This is a genomic window from Serratia sp. CY74737, from assembly GCF_052166775.1.
Taxonomy (GTDB): Bacteria; Pseudomonadota; Gammaproteobacteria; order Enterobacterales; family Enterobacteriaceae; genus Serratia; species Serratia ureilytica.
Window position 1 is genome coordinate 127714 of record NZ_JBJNOF010000005.1, and the last position, 18441, is coordinate 146154.

The window sequence follows — 18441 nt, forward strand, 5'->3', positions numbered from 1 at the left end:
CTCCGGGATCCGCGCTACAGTTACTGTCTGAGCTGTGAATGGGAGGCAAGCATGAAATATCTCAAACTGGGCAACACCGATCTGAACGTCTCGCGCATCTGCCTGGGTTGCATGACCTACGGCGAACCGAGCCGCGGCAATCACGCCTGGACGCTGCCGGAAGAAAGCAGCCGCCCACTGTTGAAACAGGCGCTGGAAGCCGGCATCAACTTTTTCGACACCGCCAACAGCTATTCCGACGGCAGCAGCGAGGAGATCCTCGGCCGGGCGCTGCGCGACTATGCACGCCGCGAGGAGGTGGTGATCGCCACCAAGGTCTATTTCCCGCTGAGCAACCTGGAGCGCGGTTTGTCGCGCGCCAAGATCATGCAGTCCATCGACGACAGCCTGCGCCGTCTCGGCACCGACTATGTCGATTTGCTGCAAATCCATCGCTGGGATTACGAAACGCCGCTGGAAGAGACGCTGGAAGCGCTGCACGACGTGGTGAAAGCCGGTAAGGCGCGTTATATCGGCGCCTCTTCCATGTACGCCTGGCAGTTCGCCAAGGCGCTGTATACCGCCGATCTGCACGGCTGGACGCGCTTCGTCAGCATGCAGGATCAATACAACCTGATCCAGCGCGAAGAAGAGCGCGAGATGCACCCGCTGTGCGCCGCCGAAGGCATCGCCGTACTGCCGTGGAGCCCGCTGGCGCGCGGCCGCCTGACCCGCCCCTGGGGCGAAACCACCGCCCGCCTGGTCTCGGACCAATTCGGCAAAAGCCTGTACGATGAAACCGAAGGCATCGACGCCATTATCGCCGAGCGCGTCGCCAGCCTGGCGGAGGAACGCGGCGTGCCACGCGCGCAGATCGCGCTGGCCTGGCTGCTGAACAAGCCGGCGGTCAGCGCGCCGATCGTTGGCGCGTCACGCAGCGAGCAGTTGGACGACGCCATTGCCGCGGTCGATTTGAGTTTGTCGCCGCAAGAGGTGGCGGAGTTGGAAACGGCTTACGTGCCGCATCGGGTGACGGGATTTGAATAAGAGAAGCGGGCGCGAAGAACCGCGCCCGGCTGTCAGAACAGCCCGATCGGCCAGTGGTGCCCAATCAGGTAGATGATGCCCGCAGACAGCACGCCGGCGATGATATCGTCGACCATGATGCCCATGCCGCCATGCACGTTGCGGTCAAACCAGCGGATCGGCCACGGCTTCCACATATCCAGAATGCGAAAGATGACGAAACCGGCGGCGACCCAGCGCCAATCGTTGACCGGCAGCGCCATCAGCGTGATCCACATGCCGACGAACTCATCCCAGACGATGCTGCCGTGATCGTGCACCTTCATGTCTTTTGCCGTGCGGTGGCAAATATAGACGCCGATGCAAATGCTGAACATCACCGTCAGCGAGTAGAGCTGCCACGGCAGTTGGATCAGCAGCAGCCAGAACGGGATCGCCGCCAGCGATCCCATGGTGCCCGGCATCACCGGCGACAAACCGCTGCCGAAACCGGTGGCCAGCAGGTGCCACGGATTGCTCATCCGCAGCCGACGCTTGGCTTCATCCATGGGTGCCCGGCTCCGCGTTGAAATGATCGAACCCGGCCCAGTCCAGCACCACCGCCTCATCGTTGCGGTAATAGCGAATGCCTTCAGACAGCGGGCCAATCTGGCCGATACAGGTGTAATCGGCCCCGAGGTGGCTCAGCGCCACGTCCAGCGCGCCGCGGTTGATCTCCGGCACGGTGAAGCACAGCTCGTAGTCTTCGCCGCCCGCCAGCGCCCAACGCAGCGCCTGTTCGGCATCAGCATGGCTGCTCAGCGCCTGCGACATCGGCAGCTCGTCCAGCACGATGCGCGCGCCGCAGTCGCTGGCCTTCAGGATGTGCTTCAGATCGGAGATCAGGCCGTCGGAAAGATCGATTGCCGAGCTGGCCAGATCGCGCAGCGCCTGCCCCTGCAGCACCCGCGGCTGCGGACGCAGGTGGCGAGCGACCAGATAATCGCGCGCCGCGCTATCCGTCACCGCCAGGCGATCCTGCAGGATCGCCAAACCGGCGGCGCTGTCGCCCAGCGTGCCGGTCACATAGATCCAGTCGCCGATGCGCGCGCCGCTGCGGCTCAACGCCCGGCCGGCCGGGATCAGCCCCTGAATGGTCAAGGTCATGCTCAGCGGGCCGCGCGTGGTATCGCCGCCGATCAGCTGCATGCCGTAATAATTGAGTTGATCGAACAGGCTGTCGCTGAACGCCTTCAGCCAGGGTTCGTTCACCTCCGGCAGCGTCAGGGCCAGCGAGAGCCACGCCGGATCGGCGCCCATCGCCGCCAGATCGCTCAGATTGACCGCCAGCGCTTTATACCCGAGATCGGCCGGATCGATGTCCGGCAGGAAGTGAATGCCCGCGACCAACGTATCGGTACTGACGGCCACCAGCTGTTTTTCCGGCACTGCCAGCAGTGCGCAGTCATCTCCAATGCCCAACTGTACATCCCGGCGCACGCGCTTAAACCGGTCAAAATAGCGGGCAATGAGGTCAAATTCGCCGCATGCCATATCGATATTCCACTAGAAGAAATTAAGGCCGGGAATGCCGGCCTTAATGTTTTTACTTTTTCTTGCGAAGGGTTGGCGCCACTTTATCCAGCACCCCGTTCACAAACTTGTGGCTGTCTTCCGCGCCGAAGGTTTTCGCCAGCTCGATCGCTTCGTTGATCGCCACCTTGTAAGGGACATCCTCGCGCATTTTCAGTTCAAACAGCGCGACGCGCAGCACCGCGCGTTCCACCTGGCCCAGCTCTTCGAGCTGACGCGACAGGTAAGGCGCCATCAGTTCGTCCAGCATACCTGCATTCACTGCCGCGCCGGACAGCAACTCGCGAAAATAGGCGACGTCAACATCTTTGACATCCTGCTCCGTCAGGAACTGGTGTTCAACATCGGCAAGGTCGTTTTTAGACAACTGCCAAGAGTAAAGCGCTTGAACAGCGCACTCACGAGCGCGGCGACGAGCAGCAGGTTTCACGGAATTCCCCTTAACTAAATTCAGGCTTTAATAGCTTTGATAACATTAATCATTTCAAGTGCGGTCAACGCGGCTTCAGCGCCCTTGTTGCCCGCTTTGGTGCCGGCGCGTTCGATCGCCTGTTCGATGCTTTCGGTGGTCAGCACGCCAAAGGCAACCGGGATTTCGGCATTCATCGCAACGTTGCCGATGCCGGAGCTGGCTTCGCCCGCCACATATTCGAAGTGCGCGGTGCCCCCACGGATAACGGTGCCCAGCGCGATAACCGCGTCGTATTTGCCGGTTTTGGCCAATACGCTCGCCGTCAGCGGCAGCTCGTAAGCGCCCGGGACCCAGACAACGGTGATGTTGTCGTCAGCAACCTGACCAATGCGTTTCAGCGCGTCGATGGCGCCTTCCAGCAGGCTGTCGTTGATGAAATTGTTAAAACGTGCAATTGCGATCGCCACACGGGCATTTGGAGTAGCAACAACACCTTCGATAACTTTCATGGGCTTTCCTTAAAAATGGGTTCAATACCCCGCAGGGGGGCGGATTCTATCATATTCTTTCATCGCCTGCGCGGCGCTTTTGTAAAACCGGCGCGCGGGCGCGAGATTCAGTGTTTCGCCCGCAGGCGCAAACGCAGATCGGGGCCAACCTGGCGCACGTCGCTAAAGACGAATTCCGGTGCGTCGGCCAGACGCTCGAGGCCCGGCAAATGACACAGGCCGCGGCCATTATCGCCCAACAGTTTTGGCGCGATGTACAAAATGAGCTCATCCACCAGGCCGGCCTGCAGCAGCGCGCCGGCCAGCGTCGCCCCCGCCTCCACCCAGATTGAATTCACCTGGCGCTTGGCCAACAGCATCATCATCACCACCAGATCGACGCCGCCGCCGTGCGCCGGGCAGATAAACTGCTCAACGTCTTGCGGCCAGGCCTGTTCATCCGCCTGCAGCCGCGCCAGCCAGGTGGCGCCCGGCTGCTGCACCACGCGGTGCTGTGGGGTAATGCGATTTTGGCTGTCGAGCAGGATACGCAGCGGCTGACGCAGATTTTCGCGCGGATAGAGGCGCTGGGTCTCGGCATCCAGCTCATCCCAACGCACCGTCAGCGACGGATCGTCCGCCAGCACGGTGGCGCTGGTGCTGAGAATGGCGGCGCTCTGCGCACGCAGTCGCTGCACGTCCTGACGCGCTTCGGGTGAGGTGATCCACTGGCTTTCGCCGGAGGCCATCGCCGTGCGGCCGTCCAGCGACGCGCCCAGCTTCAGTTGCACATAGGGAAAACCGGTGCGCATGCGTTTGAGGAAGCCCAAGTTGACCGCTTCGGCCTCGGCCAGCATCAGGCCATGACGTACTTCGACGCCGGCTTGCTGCAGCTTGTACAAGCCGCGCCCCGCCACCTGAGGATTGGGATCTTGCATCGCCGCGACCACCCGCGTCACGCCGGCGGCCACCAGCGCATCGGCGCAGGGCGGCGTGCGGCCGTGATGGCTGCACGGCTCGAGCGTCACATAGGCGGTGGCGCCGCGCGCCTTGTCGCCCGCCATGCGCAGCGCGTGCACTTCCGCGTGCGGCTCGCCGGCGCGCAGATGATAGCCTTCACCGACAATTTCGCCGTCGCGCACGATAACGCAGCCGACGTTCGGATTGGGCGCTGTGGTGAAACGCCCCAGCCGCGCCAGCTCGAAGGCGCGCGCCATGTAAAATTCGTCGTGATGCATGAAAGATCCTTTAGTCTTGCAGGCGGGCAATCTCTTCGCCGAACTCGCGCACGTCTTCGAAGCTGCGGTACACCGACGCGAAGCGAATGTAGGCGACCTTATCCAGCTTTTTCAGCGCGTCCATCACCAGATTGCCGACTAATTTGGTCGGCACTTCGCGTTCGCCGGTGGCGCGCAGTTGGGATTTGATATGGTTAAGGGCGTTTTCCACGTCGTCCGAGCTGACCGGGCGCTTTTCCAGCGCTTTCAGCATGCCGCGACGCAGTTTGTCTTCGTTGAACGGCTCGCGCACCTCATCGCTTTTAATCACTCGCGGCATCACCAGCTCGGCCACCTCGAAGGTGGTGAAGCGTTCATTGCATACCAGACACTGGCGACGACGGCGTACTTGCGAACCGTCCCCCACCAGGCGGGAATCAATGACTTTGGTATCAACGGCGGCGCAGAAAGGGCAATGCATAACACGTCCTGATAAACGTTTTTTATAGATAAATGCAGTTTAACCCGAAGTGAAGCCACAACAAAGGGCGTCGGCCATTTGTTGCGATAAGCGGCGGGCAGGCGGCGCCGATATGACTTTCACCGCCATGCGGGCTAAGCTTGATAGCAGGAGATTCAGCATAGGAAATCGCCGTCATGACAACCCGTTACCCCAAAATCACCCTGCTCGCTGCCGCCGTGTTGCTCACTGGCTGCGCGCACAACGCCGCCGTGCCTCAGCTGCGCCATCAGGTCGCCGCGCTGAACCAAAAAGTGAGCGTATTGACCGATCAGGCCACCGCGCTGGAGCGGCAAAACCAGCTCAATCAGCACTCCGACAACGGCGTCTACCTGCTGCCGGCGGCGCGGAGCGCCGCCCGTTTGCAAAGCGGCATCGGCGAACTGAGCGTTTCGCTGAGCCACATCAAGAGCGAAGCCAACGGTGCCCAGGCGCAGCTGCATGTGCGCATCCTCTCACAGGCCACGCTGCCGCCGTTTAAAGCGGTGGTGGAATGGGGCCAACTGGACGCGGCCACCGGCCGGCCGCTGACCGCCGAGGCGCTGTCGCAACCGATCGCCAGCGCCGACTCGCTGCTGCCGAAACCCGGGCAGGACTTCGAGCTGCGCTTCAGCGGCCTGACGCCGGAACAGCTGGGCTATATCCGTCTGCACAGCCTGGTGGCCACCGCCCTGCCGGCGGTGGTGCAGCAACACTGAAATCCGAGGCAAAAAAAAAGGAGCGCCGATGGGCGCTCCTTCTCATTTCGCTGAATACTGCGGCGGTTAAGGCAGAATCGAAGGCTGATCCGCGCCCTCTTTTTCCACTTTTTGCTGCAGCATGTGTTCGCGTTTCATCCCCAGCTTCAACGCCAGCGCGGACGCGACGTAGATAGAGGAAACGGTACCGATCGACACGCCGATCAGCATCGCCAGCGAGAAGCCTTGCAGCATCGCGCCACCGAAGATGTACAACATCAGCACCACCATCAGGGTGGTCCCGGAAGTCATCAGCGTACGGCTCAGCGTCTGGGTCAACGACACGTTCATGATCTCGTAAGGCGTGCCGCGGCGGATCTTGCGGAAGTTCTCACGAATACGGTCGGAGACCACGATGCTGTCGTTCAGCGAGTAACCGATAACCGACATCAGGGACGCGACGATGGTCAGGTCAATCTCGATGTGGAACAGCGACAGCACGCCCAGCGTGATGATCACGTCGTGCGCCAGCGCGATAACCGCCCCCAGCGCCAGGCGCCATTCGAAGCGGAAGCCGACGTAGATCAGGATACAGATCAACGCCACCAGCAGCGCCATGCCGCCGGTTTGCGCCAGCTCGCTGCCCACGCTCGGGCCGACGAACTCAATGCGCTTCACGGTGGCGTTTTTATCCACCGAGTCGTTGATCACGCCGATCACCTTATTGCCCAGTTCCTGGCCTGCGGTGCCGGTCGCCGGTGGCATGCGCACCATCACGTCGCGGCTGCTGCCGAAGTTCTGGATAATCGGATCCTGGAACCCGGCCTTCTCCAGCGTATCGCGCATCAGGTCGAGGTTAGCCGGCTTCTCCAGGTTGATTTCAATCACCGTACCGCCGGTGAAATCCAGACCCCAGTTAAAGCCGCGCACCGACATGGTGGCGATCGACGCGACCAACAGCACCAACGAGATGCCGAAAGCCACGTAGTCCCAGCGCATAAAGTCGTAGACTTTACGGCCGTAGTTGAGTTGCTCAACAGTATAATCCTGTGCCACAACGCACTCCTCAGATAGACAGCTTGTTAATGCGTTTGCCGCCGTAAAGCAGGTTGACGATGGCACGGGTACCGACAATCGCGGTGAACATGGACGTCGCCACACCGATAGCGGTGGTGATCGCAAAGCCCTTGATCGAACCGGTGCCGACTGCGTACAGGATGACCGCGGTGATCAGGGTGGTGATGTTGGCGTCGACGATACTGGAGAACGCGCCTTTATAGCCCTCATGGATCGCCTGCTGAACGGACCGGCCATTCTTCAGCTCTTCCTTGATACGTTCGTTAATCAGTACGTTGGCGTCGACCGCCACCGCCAGCGTCAACACGATCCCGGCAATGCCCGGCATGGTCAGCGTCGCCCCCGGCAACAGGGACATCACGCCGACGATCAACACCAGGTTGGCGACCAGCGCCGTGGTGGCGATCACGCCGAACTTACGGTACCAGACCACCATGAAGACGATGGACGCCACCAGGCCCCACAGACAGGCTTCCAGACCTTGGGTGATGTTCTGCTGACCCAGGGTTGGACCGATGGTGCGCTCTTCAACGATCTGAATCGGCGCAATCAGCGCACCCGCACGCAGCAGCAGCGAAAGCTGACGCGCTTCGTTCGGGTTGCCGATGCCGGTGATGCGGAAGCTGTTGCCCAGACGCGACTGAATGTTCGCCACGTTGATCACTTCTTCCTGTTTCACCAGCACCGCACGGCCGTTGGCGTCTTTCTTGCCGCTGTCCTTGTACTCCACGAACAGGGTCGCCATCGGTTTACCGATGTTGTCCTTGGTGAAGTTGGACATCGACGTGCCGCCGGCGCTGTCCAGCGAGATGTTAACCTGCGGCTGGTTGTATTCGTCGGTGCTCGAGGTGGAGTCGGTGATGTGGTCACCGGTCAGGATCACGCGCTTGTACAGCACGATCGGCTGGCCGTCGCGGGTGTATTTCACCTCGGAATCGCCCGGCACGCGGCCGTTGGCCGCCGCGGTGGCGTCCGCATTGGTGTTCACCAGACGGAATTCCAGCGTCGCGGTGGCGCCCAGAATTTCTTTGGCGCGCGCGGTGTCCTGAATGCCCGGCAGCTCAACCACGATGCGGTCGGATCCCTGGCGCTGCACCAGCGGTTCGGCGACGCCGAGCTGGTTGACGCGGTTACGCAGGATAGTGATGTTCTGCTGTACGGCGTATTCGCGCGCTTCGCTCAGACGGGCGTCCGTCAGGCTGGCTTTCATGGTGTTGGCGCCATTGGCAGACAGCACCAGATCGCGCTGACGCGGGCCGATATAGCTGATGGCCTGGTCACGGGCCGCATCGTCGCGGAAGCGAACTTCCACGCCGTTGTTGTCCAGCTTGCGGATAGACGCGTAAGGAATGCCCTTCTCGCGCAGCTCGCTGCGCAGGGTATCCATGGTCTGTTCCTGCAGCTTGCTCAACGCGGTGTCCATGTCCACTTCCATCAGGAAGTGCACGCCGCCGCGCAGGTCCAGACCGAGTTTCATCGGCTCTGCGCCCAGCATGGCCAGCCAGGTCGGCGTAGCCGGCGCCAGGTTCAGCGCCACGACGAATTTGTCACCCAGCTCGGTCACCAGCGCTTCGCGGGCGCGCAGCTGAACGTCAGGATCTTTAAAGCGAGCCAGGATGGCGCCATTTTCCAGCGCAATCGACTTGCTCGCGATGTTGTCTTTTTCTAATACGGTACGGACCTGGTCCAGCGTAGTTTCACTGGCGGCGACGCCGCGCGCGCCAGTGATTTGTACGGCCGGATCCTCACCGTAGATGTTGGGAAGCGCATAAAGCAGACCGACGAGGATCACGACGATCAACATCAGATACTTCCACAAAGGATAACGGTTTAGCACGGCAATTCCCTTCGGGAAAAAAGATTACAGGGCCTTCATGGTACCTTTCGGCAGAACGGCCGCCACGAAGTCACGCTTGATCATCACTTCCGTGGTGTCGTTCAGCGCGATGGCGATGATGCCGGTGTCGGCCACTTTGGTCACGCGACCGATCAGGCCGCCGGTGGTCAGCACTTCGTCGCCTTTACCGATGGAGTCCATCAGCTTCTTGTGATCTTTCGCGCGCTTCTGCTGTGGGCGCAGGATCATGAAGTAGAAGATCAGGCCGAACACCACCAGCATAATGATCAGAGAGTACGGGCTTCCCTGAGCCGGAGCCCCTGCGGATGCGACGGCGTCAGAAATGAAAAAGCTCATTGAAATTCCCTCATTAAGTTATCAATTATTAGATCAAGCGTTTAAAGGCGGAATCGGCTTGCCGATCCGACCATAGAAATCCGCAACAAACTGCTCTAATTTACCCTCTTCGATAGCCTGGCGTAAACCCGCCATCAGGCGCTGGTAGTGACGCAGGTTATGAATTGTGTTCAGTCGAGCACCCAATATTTCGTTGCAACGGTCGAGATGGTGCAAGTAGGCGCGGCTGTAATGGCGACACGTGTAGCAATCACAGTCTTTATCCAGCGGAGAAGTATCATCCTTGTGCTTGGCATTACGGATTTTTACCACACCGTCAGTCACGAACAAATGGCCGTTGCGGGCGTTGCGGGTCGGCATGACGCAGTCGAACATGTCGATGCCGCGGCGCACGCCTTCCACCAAATCTTCCGGCTTGCCGACGCCCATCAAATAGCGTGGCTTATCTTCCGGAATTTGCGGGCAAACGTGTTCAAGAATGCGATGCATATCCTCTTTCGGCTCGCCTACAGCCAAGCCGCCCACAGCGTACCCATCAAAGCCGATATCCACCAGCCCTTTTACTGAAACATCACGTAAATCTTCGTAAACGCCGCCCTGAATGATGCCGAACAGCGCATTTTTATTTTCCAGCTCGTCGAAACGCTGGCGGCTGCGCTGCGCCCAACGCAGCGACATTTCCATCGAACGCTTGGCGTAGTCCCAGTCGGCCGGGTACGGCGTACATTCATCGAAGATCATCACGATGTCGGAACCCAGGTCATACTGGATTTCCATCGATTTTTCCGGGCTCAGGAACACCTTGTCGCCGTTGATCGGGTTGCGGAAGTACACGCCTTCCTCTTTGATCTTGCGCATCGCCCCCAGGCTGAACACCTGGAAACCGCCGGAGTCGGTGAGGATCGGGCCCGGCCACTGCATGAAATCGTGCAGATCGCCGTGCAGCTTCATGATCTCCTGGCCAGGGCGCAGCCACAGGTGGAAGGTGTTGCCCAGCAGGATCTGCGCACCGGTCTCTTTCACTTCTTCCGGCGTCATGCCCTTGACCGTGCCGTAGGTACCGACCGGCATAAAGGCCGGGGTTTCCACTACGCCGCGGTCGAAAATCAGGCGGCCGCGGCGTGCGCGGCCATCGGTAGTTTGTAGTTCGTACTTCACAAAGCCTCCAGCATCAGAGAAACAGTCTGATGTCGTTGAAACGGGGCCGCGCCGTGGGCGCAGCCCGGGAAATTAACCGCCGACGGACTCGTTTTCCGCCTGCGGATTACGGCTGATGAACATCGCATCGCCGTAGCTGAAAAAGCGATACTGCTCGGCCACCGCCTGCTGATAGGCGTTCATGGTATTTTTGTAGCCGGCGAAAGCCGACACCAGCATGATCAGGGTGGACTCCGGCAGGTGGAAGTTGGTCACCAGCGCGTCGATCACCTGATAGTGGTAACCCGGATAGATAAAGATGCTGGTGTCGCCGAAGAACGGCGCAATCAGCGCCTCTTTGCTGGCCGCCGCGGCGCTTTCCAGCGAACGCACCGAGGTGGTGCCCACCGCCACGACGCGCTTGCCGCGCGCTTTGCAGGCCAGCACCGCATCGACCACGTCCTGCGGCACTTCGGCGTATTCGGCGTGCATCACGTGATCTTCGATGGTTTCCACGCGCACCGGCTGGAAGGTGCCGGCGCCGACGTGCAGCGTCACGAACGCCATTTCAACGCCCTTGGCGCGCAACGCCGCCAGCAGCGGTTCGTCGAAGTGCAGACCGGCGGTCGGTGCGGCGACCGCGCCCGGCTTCTCGCTGTAGACCGTCTGATACAGCTCGCGGTCGGCGTCCTCATCCGGGCGAGCGATATAAGGCGGCAGCGGCATATGGCCGGCCGCGTTGAGAAGGGTGAAGACATCGCGTTCGTCGTTGAAGCGCAGCTCGAACAGCGTCTCGTGGCGCGCCACCATGGTGGCGGCGATGCTCTCGTCATCACCCAGCAGCAGCTCGGCGCCCGGCTTGGGCGCTTTCGACGCGCGCACGTGCGCCAGCACGCGATGGTCGTCCAGCACGCGCTCCACCAGCACTTCAATCTTGCCGCCGCTGACCTTGCGGCCGAACATGCGCGCCGGGATCACGCGGGTATTGTTGAACACCAGCAGGTCGCCGGCCTCCAGCTTGTCCAGCAGATCGGTGAATACGCCGTGCGTCAGCGCCCCGCTCGGCCCGTCCAGCTGCAGCAGGCGGCATGCGCTGCGCTCGGCCTGGGGATAGTGGGCAATCAGGGATTCGGGAAGTTCAAACGAAAAATCAGCGACGCGCATGGGTATTCACTTCTTCAATTTAAGGCTGGTTGGTAAAAAACAGGCGGCCTAGTCTAAAGCCGGGGGCGGTCAGCGGCAAGAAATAAGGAGGATTTGCCTGACTTCGGGTATAGTTGAGGGATGAATTTTCTCGCTCATCTTCACCTGGCCATGCTGGCGGACAGCTCGCTGCTGGGCAACCTGCTGGCCGATTTCGTGCGCGGCAACCCCGCCGCCGACTATCAGCCCGACGTGGTGGCCGGCATCATGATGCACCGCCGCGTCGACGTGCTGACCGACAGCCTGCCGCAGGTGAAAGCCTGCCGCGACTATTTCAGCGCCCCCTACCGCCGCGTGGCGCCAATTACCCTCGACGTGGTGTGGGACCATTTTCTGGCGCGCCACTGGCAGCAGCTGGAGCCTTCACGCGACCTGCACCAGTTTACCCAGGAAGCCCGCAGCCAGATCGAACCTTACCTGCCGCTCACGCCGCCGCGTTTTCAGAACCTGAACGGCTATCTGTGGCCGGAACGCTGGCTGGAACGCTACGCCGAATTGCCGTTCATCGCCCGGGTATTGCAGGGCATGGCCAGCCGCCGTCCGCGCCTCGATGCCCTGGCCGGCTCGTTCGCCGACGTCGAGCGGCATTATCATCAGCTTGAAACACAATTCTGGCAGTTTTATCCGCAAATGATGCAGCAGGCGAAGGAAAAAACGCTGTGAGGTCAAGCCCAAGCGTTTGAAATTGCAGCGCCTTGCAAGAATTTACGTTTTGCCGCTTGCCCTTTTGTGGGAAAAGGTTATTTTTAAAGCCTGTCAAATTTAATTAATGAATTTAATAGGTAAAAGCTATCTCATCGATTGGTCTTTTGCCCTTTATTCACCACGTCGCGGCCCCTATACTGGCCCTTGTTTTTACATCCACCCTTTAACACCTATTACAGGAGTAATTATGGTCCTGGTAACTCGTCAAGCCCCTGACTTCACTGCAGCTGCCGTACTGGGTAGCGGCGAAATCGTTGAAAACTTCAACCTGAAGAAGCACCTGAACGGCAAACCGGCCGTCCTGTTCTTCTGGCCAATGGACTTCACCTTCGTATGCCCTTCCGAGCTGATCGCTTTCGATCACCGCTATGAAGAGTTCCAGAAGCGTGGCGTTGAAGTGGTTGGCGTTTCCTTCGACTCAGAATTCGTTCACAACGCATGGCGTAAAACCCCTGTCGACAAAGGCGGCATCGGTGAAGTGAAATACGCAATGGTTGCTGACGTTAAGCGTGAAATCCAGAAAGCTTACGGCATCGAACACCCGGAAGCCGGCGTTGCGCTGCGCGGCTCCTTCCTGATCGACAAAGACGGCATCGTGCGTGCTCAGGTTGTTAACGACCTGCCAATCGGCCGTAACATCGACGAAATGATCCGTACCGTTGACGCGCTGCAATTCCACGAAGAGCACGGTGAAGTGTGCCCGGCTCAATGGGAAAAAGGCAAAGCAGGTATGGGCGCTTCCCCAGACGGCGTAGCAAAATACCTGTCTGAAAACGCTGCCAAGCTGTAATTTCAGCCTGATAGTGAATCAACCGGCCTCCGCGGCCGGTTTTTTTATGCCCCTTTTTGGGGCAACACGCCCGTCTTCAGTGCTTTATTTCCCTGTTTCCGCTCACATTTCCCACCCTGCTCGCCGCGCGTGCGCCCATCTGCGGCTACTATCAATAACGCTGGCTCGCGCTTTGCAAGTGAACAACAGCCAAGCAAACACAACACAATAAAAAACTGACAGGGTAGGAATAACTATGTTTTTACAGAAATGGAGCAAACCCCTGACCATGGCGGCGCTGCTGGTCAGCGGCAGCCTGCATGCGGCGTCCAATCCGGCGGTGGAGGCCAAAAACGGCATGGTGGTCACCTCGCAGCATCTGGCTTCGCAGGTCGGGGTGGATATCCTGAAGATGGGCGGCAACGCCATCGACGCCGCCGTGGCGGTCGGCTACGCGCAGGCGGTGGTGAACCCCTGCTGCGGCAACATCGGCGGCGGTGGCTTTATGACCGTCCACCTGGCGGACGGCACCGACACCTTCATCAACTTCCGCGAAACTGCGCCAGCGGCGGCCAGCGCCAACATGTATCTGGACGCCGACGGCAAGGTGAAGAAAGACGCCAGCCTGTACGGCTATCTGGCGGCGGGCGTGCCGGGCACCGTGCTGGGAATGGAAACCGCGCGTGAGAAGTACGGCAAACTGAGCCGCGAACAGGTGCTGGCGCCGGCGATCAAGCTGGCGCGCGAAGGCTTTGTGCTGACCCGCGCCGATACCGATATTCTCGACACTACCGTTGCACGTTTCAAACAGGATCCCGAGTCGGCCAAAATCTTCCTGCGCCCGGACGGCAGCCCGCTGCAGCCGGGGGACAAACTGGTGCAAACCGATCTGGCCAACACGCTGGAAGCCATCGCCAAAGGGGGAACCGACGCCTTCTACAAAGGCAAGATCCCGCAGGCGGTAGAGGCGGCGGCCAAACAGGGCGGCGGCATTTTGACGGCGGCCGACTTCGCCAACTATAAAGTCACCGAAACCCCACCGATCACCTGCAGCTATCGCGGCTACAAGTTCGTGTCGGCGCCGCCTCCCAGCTCCGGCGGCGTGACGCTGTGCGAAATCCTCAACGTGGTGGAAGGCTATGACCTGAAAAGCATGGGCTTCAACTCGGCGGCGGCCATTCATACCATGACCGAGGCGATGCGCCATGCCTACATGGACCGCAACACCTACCTCGGCGACCCGGAATTCATCAAGAACCCGATCGACCGGCTGGTGAGCAAGAGCTACGCCGAGCAGATCCGCAAGAAAATCGTCGCGGACAAGGCCACGCCGTCGGAAAACGTGCAGCCCGGCATGGAACCGCATGAGAAGCCGGAAACCACCCACTATTCGATCGTCGACCATGACGGCAACGCGGTCTCCACCACCTATACCGTCAACGGCCGCTTCGGCGCCGTGGTGATCGCACCGGGCACCGGCTTCTTCCTCAACGATGAGATGGACGATTTTACGGTCAAAGTGGGCGAGAAAAACCTGTACGGGCTGGTGCAGGGCACCGCCAACAGCATTGCCCCCGGTAAGCGCCCACTATCGTCAATGAGCCCGACGCTGGTGACCAAGGACAACAAGATCTTTATGGTGCTGGGCTCGCCTGGCGGTTCGCGCATCATCACCATCACCCTGCAGACCGCGTTGAACGTGATCGACCACGGCATGGCGCCGCAGGAAGCGGTGGACGCGCCGCGCATCCATCACCAATGGCTGCCGGATGAGGTGTACTACGAACAGCGCGGCGTTTCCGCCGATACGCTGAAACTGCTGAGCGGCATGGGCTATAAGATGGTCGAACAAACGCCGTGGGGCGCCGCCGAACTGATTCTGGTCGGTTTGCCGGGCGCAGCGGGCGTCAGCCCGGCCAACTCCGGCAACGATTCGGCGGTTTCCGGCAAAGTGCGCGAAGGTTACCTGTACGGCGCCAACGACGTGCGTCGCCCGGCAGGCTCCGCGGTCGGTTACTGATGTAAACGCCCACTCACCTTAATCGCGGGGGCCCTTCGGCCCCCCCAGTTCCCTTAGCCTTCACAGCGCCACAAGGTGGCCGATTCTTCCACCAGCTGCAGGCGCAGCCCGCCGGCCGTTTCGCTCAACTCTCCCCGCCCTTCCACGTGCCGCCACGGGCCGCGGGCCAACAGCGGGTTGTGCGGCAGCTGCGCCTGGCCGCTGCCGTCGCGCTGCAGCGCCACCAACACCTGCTCCTGCTGATACAGGCGCACGAACACCAGCGTTTCTCCGCTGGCGTACAGCACCTGACAGCCGCCGCGACGCAACGCCAGGCTCTGTTTACGCAGCGCGGCCATGCGCTGGAACAGCGCCAGCAGCGGCCGATCCCAGTCGCCGACGTCCCACGGGAACGGCTTGCGGCAGAACGGATCGTTGCCGCCGTCCAGGCCAATCTCATCACCGTAATAGAGGCAAGGCACGCCGATCCAGCTCAGCAACCACACCGCCGCCATCTGCATGCGCGCCGCGTTCCCCTGCAACAGCGTGAGGAAACGCGCGGTATCGTGACTGTCCAGCTGGTTGAACTGGATCAGCTGGCGGCCGTGCGGCAACCCGGCGCGGTAGCCGTCCATCCACTGCGCGCACCCGGCGGCGTCCAGCCGCACCGGGTGATAGGCCACGTCCAGCCCCGCCAAAAACGCCCGTACCGGCAGCGCGAACCCCATGTAGTTCATCGCCGCATCCTCCACGCCGGCGTGCAGCCAGCGACGCGCGTCGCCAAAGTGCTCGCCCACTACGTAGGCCTGAGGATTCTCCTGCTTCACCGCCTGATAGATGCCCGCCAGGTGACGCAGGTTGCCGGCAGCGCCGCCGTTCTCCCCCAGCATATGCACCACGTCCAGCCGCCAACCGTCGATGCTGTACGGCGGGCGCAGCCAGTGACGCACCACGCTGCCTTCCCCGCGATAGATTGCTTCCGCCACCTGCGGCTCGGCGAAGTTGAGCTTCGGCAGGCTGGCGTTGCCCTTCCAGTCGAGCGCGCGGCCGTCCGGGTAGAAGTTGAACCAGCCGCGATACGGCGAATCGGGGTGGTGGCAGGCGCCGTTTTGCCCTTGGCGATGGCGGTCGAACCACGGATGCGAGTCGCCGGTGTGGTTGAACACCCCGTCCAGCACCAGTTTCATGCCTACCTTGTGAGTGCTCACTCGCAAACGCGCCAGCGCCGCGTTGCCGCCGAAGTGCGGATCGACCTGGTAATAATCCTCGGTATCGTACTTATGCACGCTCGGCGCGGTAAAAATCGGGTTCAGGTATAGCGCCGTCACGCCCAGCTGCTGCAGGTACGGCAGTTTGGCGCAGATGCCGTCCAGATCGCCGCCGTAAAAGGTCGAAGCGGCGTGGCTGTCCTCCAGCGGATGCTGCCAGTCGCGCCGGATCACCTCGGTGCCGGCCGCGTGATGGCGGTAGCTGCCGCTTTGGATGCCGTGCTCGCCGCCGCTGCTGGCGAAGCGATCGGGGAAAATCTGGTAGAACAGCTGATCCGCCACCCACTCGGGGCCGTTGTCAGGCTCGTCGACGGCGAATTGCGCCAGCTGGCCCGGCGGCGTTAGCGACCAGCCCTGCGGCCCGAACCACTGCTGGCGATCGGCCCACAGCAGCTTGAAGCAGTATCGCCGCGTCGGCTCGCCCTCATTCAGCGTCAGGCTGGCCTGGTAGCGCCGCATCCCCTCGTGACGCTGCGCTTTCATCACCAGCAGCCACTCTTCGTTGTCCGGTTCGGCGCGCAAAAACACCCGTTCCGGCAGTTCATCCCCTTGTAACCACAGCGTGATATCCAAACGTTGCCCTTGCTTCACCACAAAAGGCGGAACCGGTTGATGCCAGGCATTAAGCATACTGTTCTCCTGCTGTACCAAACGAAATCGACGGCATTCTTCAAGAAGCGAACAATGCCACGTTAAGTGCAACTCCCCCTCCTCTCTGACCGCAAAACCCAGGGATGAGCCGGGGGGCGGAGACCGAAAAATAACGCTAACTCGATGTAAAAAAAGGTAAACAGGCACAAATCCTGCACGTTACCCCTTAGGCTAACGCGTTTTGAGCATACAGGATATTTTTTGCGCATTTTTTAAGGAGCGGTAATGCAACAACAGATAACGCGCTGGCTGGAACAATTTGGGTTGGAATTCGGCGGAGTGATGTCGCTGTTGATGGTCTTGGGGTTGATCGTCCTGATCTCGGTAGTGATCCACCTGGTGCTGCACCGGGTGGTGTTGGCCGCCCTTCAGCGCCGCGGCCAGCAGTCGCAACGCGTCTGGCAACAGGCCATCACCCAATACAAACTGTTCCAGCGCGTGGCGCTGCTGCTGCAAGGGGTGATCATCAGCATCCAGGCGACGCTGTGGCTGCAGAGCGGCAGCCAGACTCAGGCGGTGATCGTTACCGCCGCGCAGGTGTGGATACTCGCCTTCACCCTGCTGTCGCTGTTCTCGCTGCTGGATACGCTGCTGGCGCTGCTGCGCCAAAGCCCGATTTCCAATCAGCTGCCGCTGCGCGGCATTTTCCAGGGCCTGAAACTGGTGGCGGCGATCCTGATCGGCATCATGATCGTCTCGCTGCTGATGGGCAAATCGCCGCTGTTGCTGCTCAGCGGCCTGGGCGCCATGACAGCGGTCCTGATGTTGGTGTTCAAGGATCCGATCCTCGGGCTGGTGGCCGGCATTCAGCTCTCCGCCAACGACATGCTGAAGATCGGCGACTGGCTGGAAATGCCGAAATACGGCGCCGACGGCGCGGTCACCGACATCGGCCTGACCACGGTCAAAGTGCGTAACTGGGACAACACCGTCACCACCATACCGACCTACGCGCTGATCTCCGACTCGTTCAAAAACTGGCGTTCGATGTCGGAATCCGGCGGGCGCCGCATCAAGCGCAGCTTGAATATCGACACCGCCAGCGTGCACTTCCTGTCGGAAGAGGAACAGCGCCGCCTGCAGCGCAACCCGCTGCTGCACAGCTACCTGAACGTCAAGACCCAGGAGCTGAGCCAGCATAATCAGGAGATCGCCGTCGATCTGGCCTCGCCGCTCAACGGCCGCCGCCTGACCAACCTCGGCACGCTGCGCGCCTATCTGGAAGCCTATCTGCGCGCTCACCCGCGCATTCACCAGAACATGACCCTGATGGTGCGCCAGCTGGCGCCGACGCCGGAAGGCCTGCCGCTGGAAATCTACGCCTTCACCAACACCACGGTCTGGGCGGAGTACGAAAGCATTCAGGCGGATATTTTCGACCATATCCTGGCGGTGATCGACGAGTTCGGTCTGCGCGTGCATCAGACGCCGACCGGCAACGACATGCGCGGCATGCTGCGACAAAGCGCGAACGCTTCCTGACGTCGGCTGACGTAACTGTGTCTGCTGGTAATTATTCGCTTTCAATTGCCAGCAGATATCTCCAT

The 18441-nt window shown here is 60.8% G+C and carries 18 protein-coding genes; 6 read left to right on the forward strand and 12 right to left on the reverse strand.

The window, feature by feature from the left end; translation table 11 throughout:
- The first annotated feature begins 51 nt into the window (after window positions 1–51).
- Window positions 52–1026 carry an aldo/keto reductase gene (locus ACJ8PE_RS09050; RefSeq protein ID WP_033642059.1) on the forward strand — a complete coding sequence of 325 codons (975 nt, stop codon included), beginning with the start codon at window positions 52–54 and terminating at the stop codon, window positions 1024–1026.
- Between the two features lie 32 nt (window positions 1027–1058).
- Here the strand turns inward: ACJ8PE_RS09050 and pgpA are convergent, their stop codons facing one another.
- The 6 genes from pgpA to nrdR form a co-directional block, all read right to left on the reverse strand.
- Window positions 1059–1553 (reverse strand): phosphatidylglycerophosphatase A, encoded by a 495-nt coding sequence (gene pgpA / locus ACJ8PE_RS09055; RefSeq protein ID WP_033634010.1) that lies wholly within the window; start codon window positions 1551–1553, stop codon window positions 1059–1061.
- On the reverse strand, window positions 1546–2538 hold the full coding sequence (gene thiL / locus ACJ8PE_RS09060) for a thiamine-phosphate kinase (RefSeq protein WP_033642058.1): 993 nt from the start codon (window positions 2536–2538) through the stop codon (window positions 1546–1548). The genes pgpA and thiL overlap by 8 nt, the downstream gene beginning before the upstream one ends.
- Before the next feature lie 52 nt (window positions 2539–2590).
- Entirely contained in the window at window positions 2591–3007 is a 417-nt protein-coding gene (nusB, locus tag ACJ8PE_RS09065; protein ID WP_004940384.1) for a transcription antitermination factor NusB, read from the reverse strand.
- A gap of 20 nt (window positions 3008–3027) precedes the next feature.
- Entirely contained in the window at window positions 3028–3498 is a 471-nt protein-coding gene (ribH, locus tag ACJ8PE_RS09070) for a 6,7-dimethyl-8-ribityllumazine synthase (protein WP_004940385.1), read from the reverse strand.
- Between the two features lie 107 nt (window positions 3499–3605).
- A complete protein-coding gene (gene ribD / locus ACJ8PE_RS09075) occupies window positions 3606–4715 on the reverse strand; it encodes a bifunctional diaminohydroxyphosphoribosylaminopyrimidine deaminase/5-amino-6-(5-phosphoribosylamino)uracil reductase RibD (RefSeq protein WP_033642057.1) in 1110 nt (369 codons plus the stop codon).
- A 10-nt stretch (window positions 4716–4725) separates the two neighbouring features.
- Window positions 4726–5175 (reverse strand): transcriptional regulator NrdR, encoded by a 450-nt coding sequence (gene nrdR, locus ACJ8PE_RS09080; protein WP_004940387.1) that lies wholly within the window; start codon window positions 5173–5175, stop codon window positions 4726–4728.
- A gap of 176 nt (window positions 5176–5351) precedes the next feature.
- On the opposite strand from nrdR, the gene ACJ8PE_RS09085 reads away from it, so the two are divergent.
- Entirely contained in the window at window positions 5352–5912 is a 561-nt protein-coding gene (locus tag ACJ8PE_RS09085) for a DUF3251 domain-containing protein (RefSeq protein WP_342170705.1), read from the forward strand.
- Between the two features lie 66 nt (window positions 5913–5978).
- On the opposite strand, the gene secF is transcribed toward ACJ8PE_RS09085, so the two are convergent.
- The 5 genes from secF to queA form a co-directional block, all read right to left on the reverse strand.
- Window positions 5979–6947: a protein translocase subunit SecF gene (gene secF / locus ACJ8PE_RS09090; protein WP_019454209.1), complete on the reverse strand. Its 969-nt coding sequence runs from the start codon at window positions 6945–6947 to the stop codon at window positions 5979–5981.
- A gap of 10 nt (window positions 6948–6957) precedes the next feature.
- Window positions 6958–8805, reverse strand: coding sequence for a protein translocase subunit SecD (gene secD, locus ACJ8PE_RS09095; RefSeq protein ID WP_071845087.1), 1848 nt, complete (start codon window positions 8803–8805; stop codon window positions 6958–6960).
- A gap of 24 nt (window positions 8806–8829) precedes the next feature.
- Window positions 8830–9162: a preprotein translocase subunit YajC gene (gene yajC, locus ACJ8PE_RS09100; RefSeq protein WP_004940391.1), complete on the reverse strand. Its 333-nt coding sequence runs from the start codon at window positions 9160–9162 to the stop codon at window positions 8830–8832.
- A 33-nt stretch (window positions 9163–9195) separates the two neighbouring features.
- On the reverse strand, window positions 9196–10320 hold the full coding sequence (gene tgt, locus ACJ8PE_RS09105; protein ID WP_016928877.1) for a tRNA guanosine(34) transglycosylase Tgt: 1125 nt from the start codon (window positions 10318–10320) through the stop codon (window positions 9196–9198).
- 72 nt (window positions 10321–10392) lie between these two features.
- A complete protein-coding gene (gene queA, locus ACJ8PE_RS09110; protein WP_033642054.1) occupies window positions 10393–11463 on the reverse strand; it encodes a tRNA preQ1(34) S-adenosylmethionine ribosyltransferase-isomerase QueA in 1071 nt (356 codons plus the stop codon).
- A 120-nt stretch (window positions 11464–11583) separates the two neighbouring features.
- Here queA and ACJ8PE_RS09115 point away from each other — a divergent pair, with 120 nt between their 5' ends.
- The 3 genes from ACJ8PE_RS09115 to ggt all read left to right on the forward strand — a co-directional run bounded on the left by ACJ8PE_RS09115 (window position 11584) and on the right by ggt (window position 14996).
- Window positions 11584–12165 carry an ACP phosphodiesterase gene (locus tag ACJ8PE_RS09115; RefSeq protein WP_025301748.1) on the forward strand — a complete coding sequence of 194 codons (582 nt, stop codon included), beginning with the start codon at window positions 11584–11586 and terminating at the stop codon, window positions 12163–12165.
- A 229-nt stretch (window positions 12166–12394) separates the two neighbouring features.
- The gene (locus tag ACJ8PE_RS09120) at window positions 12395–12997 is read left to right on the forward strand and encodes a peroxiredoxin C (protein ID WP_004940403.1); all 603 of its coding nucleotides are present in this window, start codon (window positions 12395–12397) and stop codon (window positions 12995–12997) included.
- 235 nt (window positions 12998–13232) lie between these two features.
- Complete coding sequence (gene ggt / locus ACJ8PE_RS09125) at window positions 13233–14996, forward strand: gamma-glutamyltransferase (protein ID WP_072628292.1); 1764 nt, start codon at window positions 13233–13235, stop codon at window positions 14994–14996.
- 53 nt (window positions 14997–15049) lie between these two features.
- Here ggt and malZ read toward each other — a convergent pair whose 3' ends face one another.
- A complete protein-coding gene (gene malZ, locus ACJ8PE_RS09130; RefSeq protein ID WP_404768981.1) occupies window positions 15050–16873 on the reverse strand; it encodes a maltodextrin glucosidase in 1824 nt (607 codons plus the stop codon).
- Window positions 16874–17119: 246 nt separating this feature from the next.
- On the opposite strand from malZ, the gene ACJ8PE_RS09135 reads away from it, so the two are divergent.
- Complete coding sequence (locus tag ACJ8PE_RS09135) at window positions 17120–18376, forward strand: mechanosensitive ion channel family protein (RefSeq protein ID WP_197793809.1); 1257 nt, start codon at window positions 17120–17122, stop codon at window positions 18374–18376.
- Window positions 18377–18441: the final 65 nt, after the last annotated feature.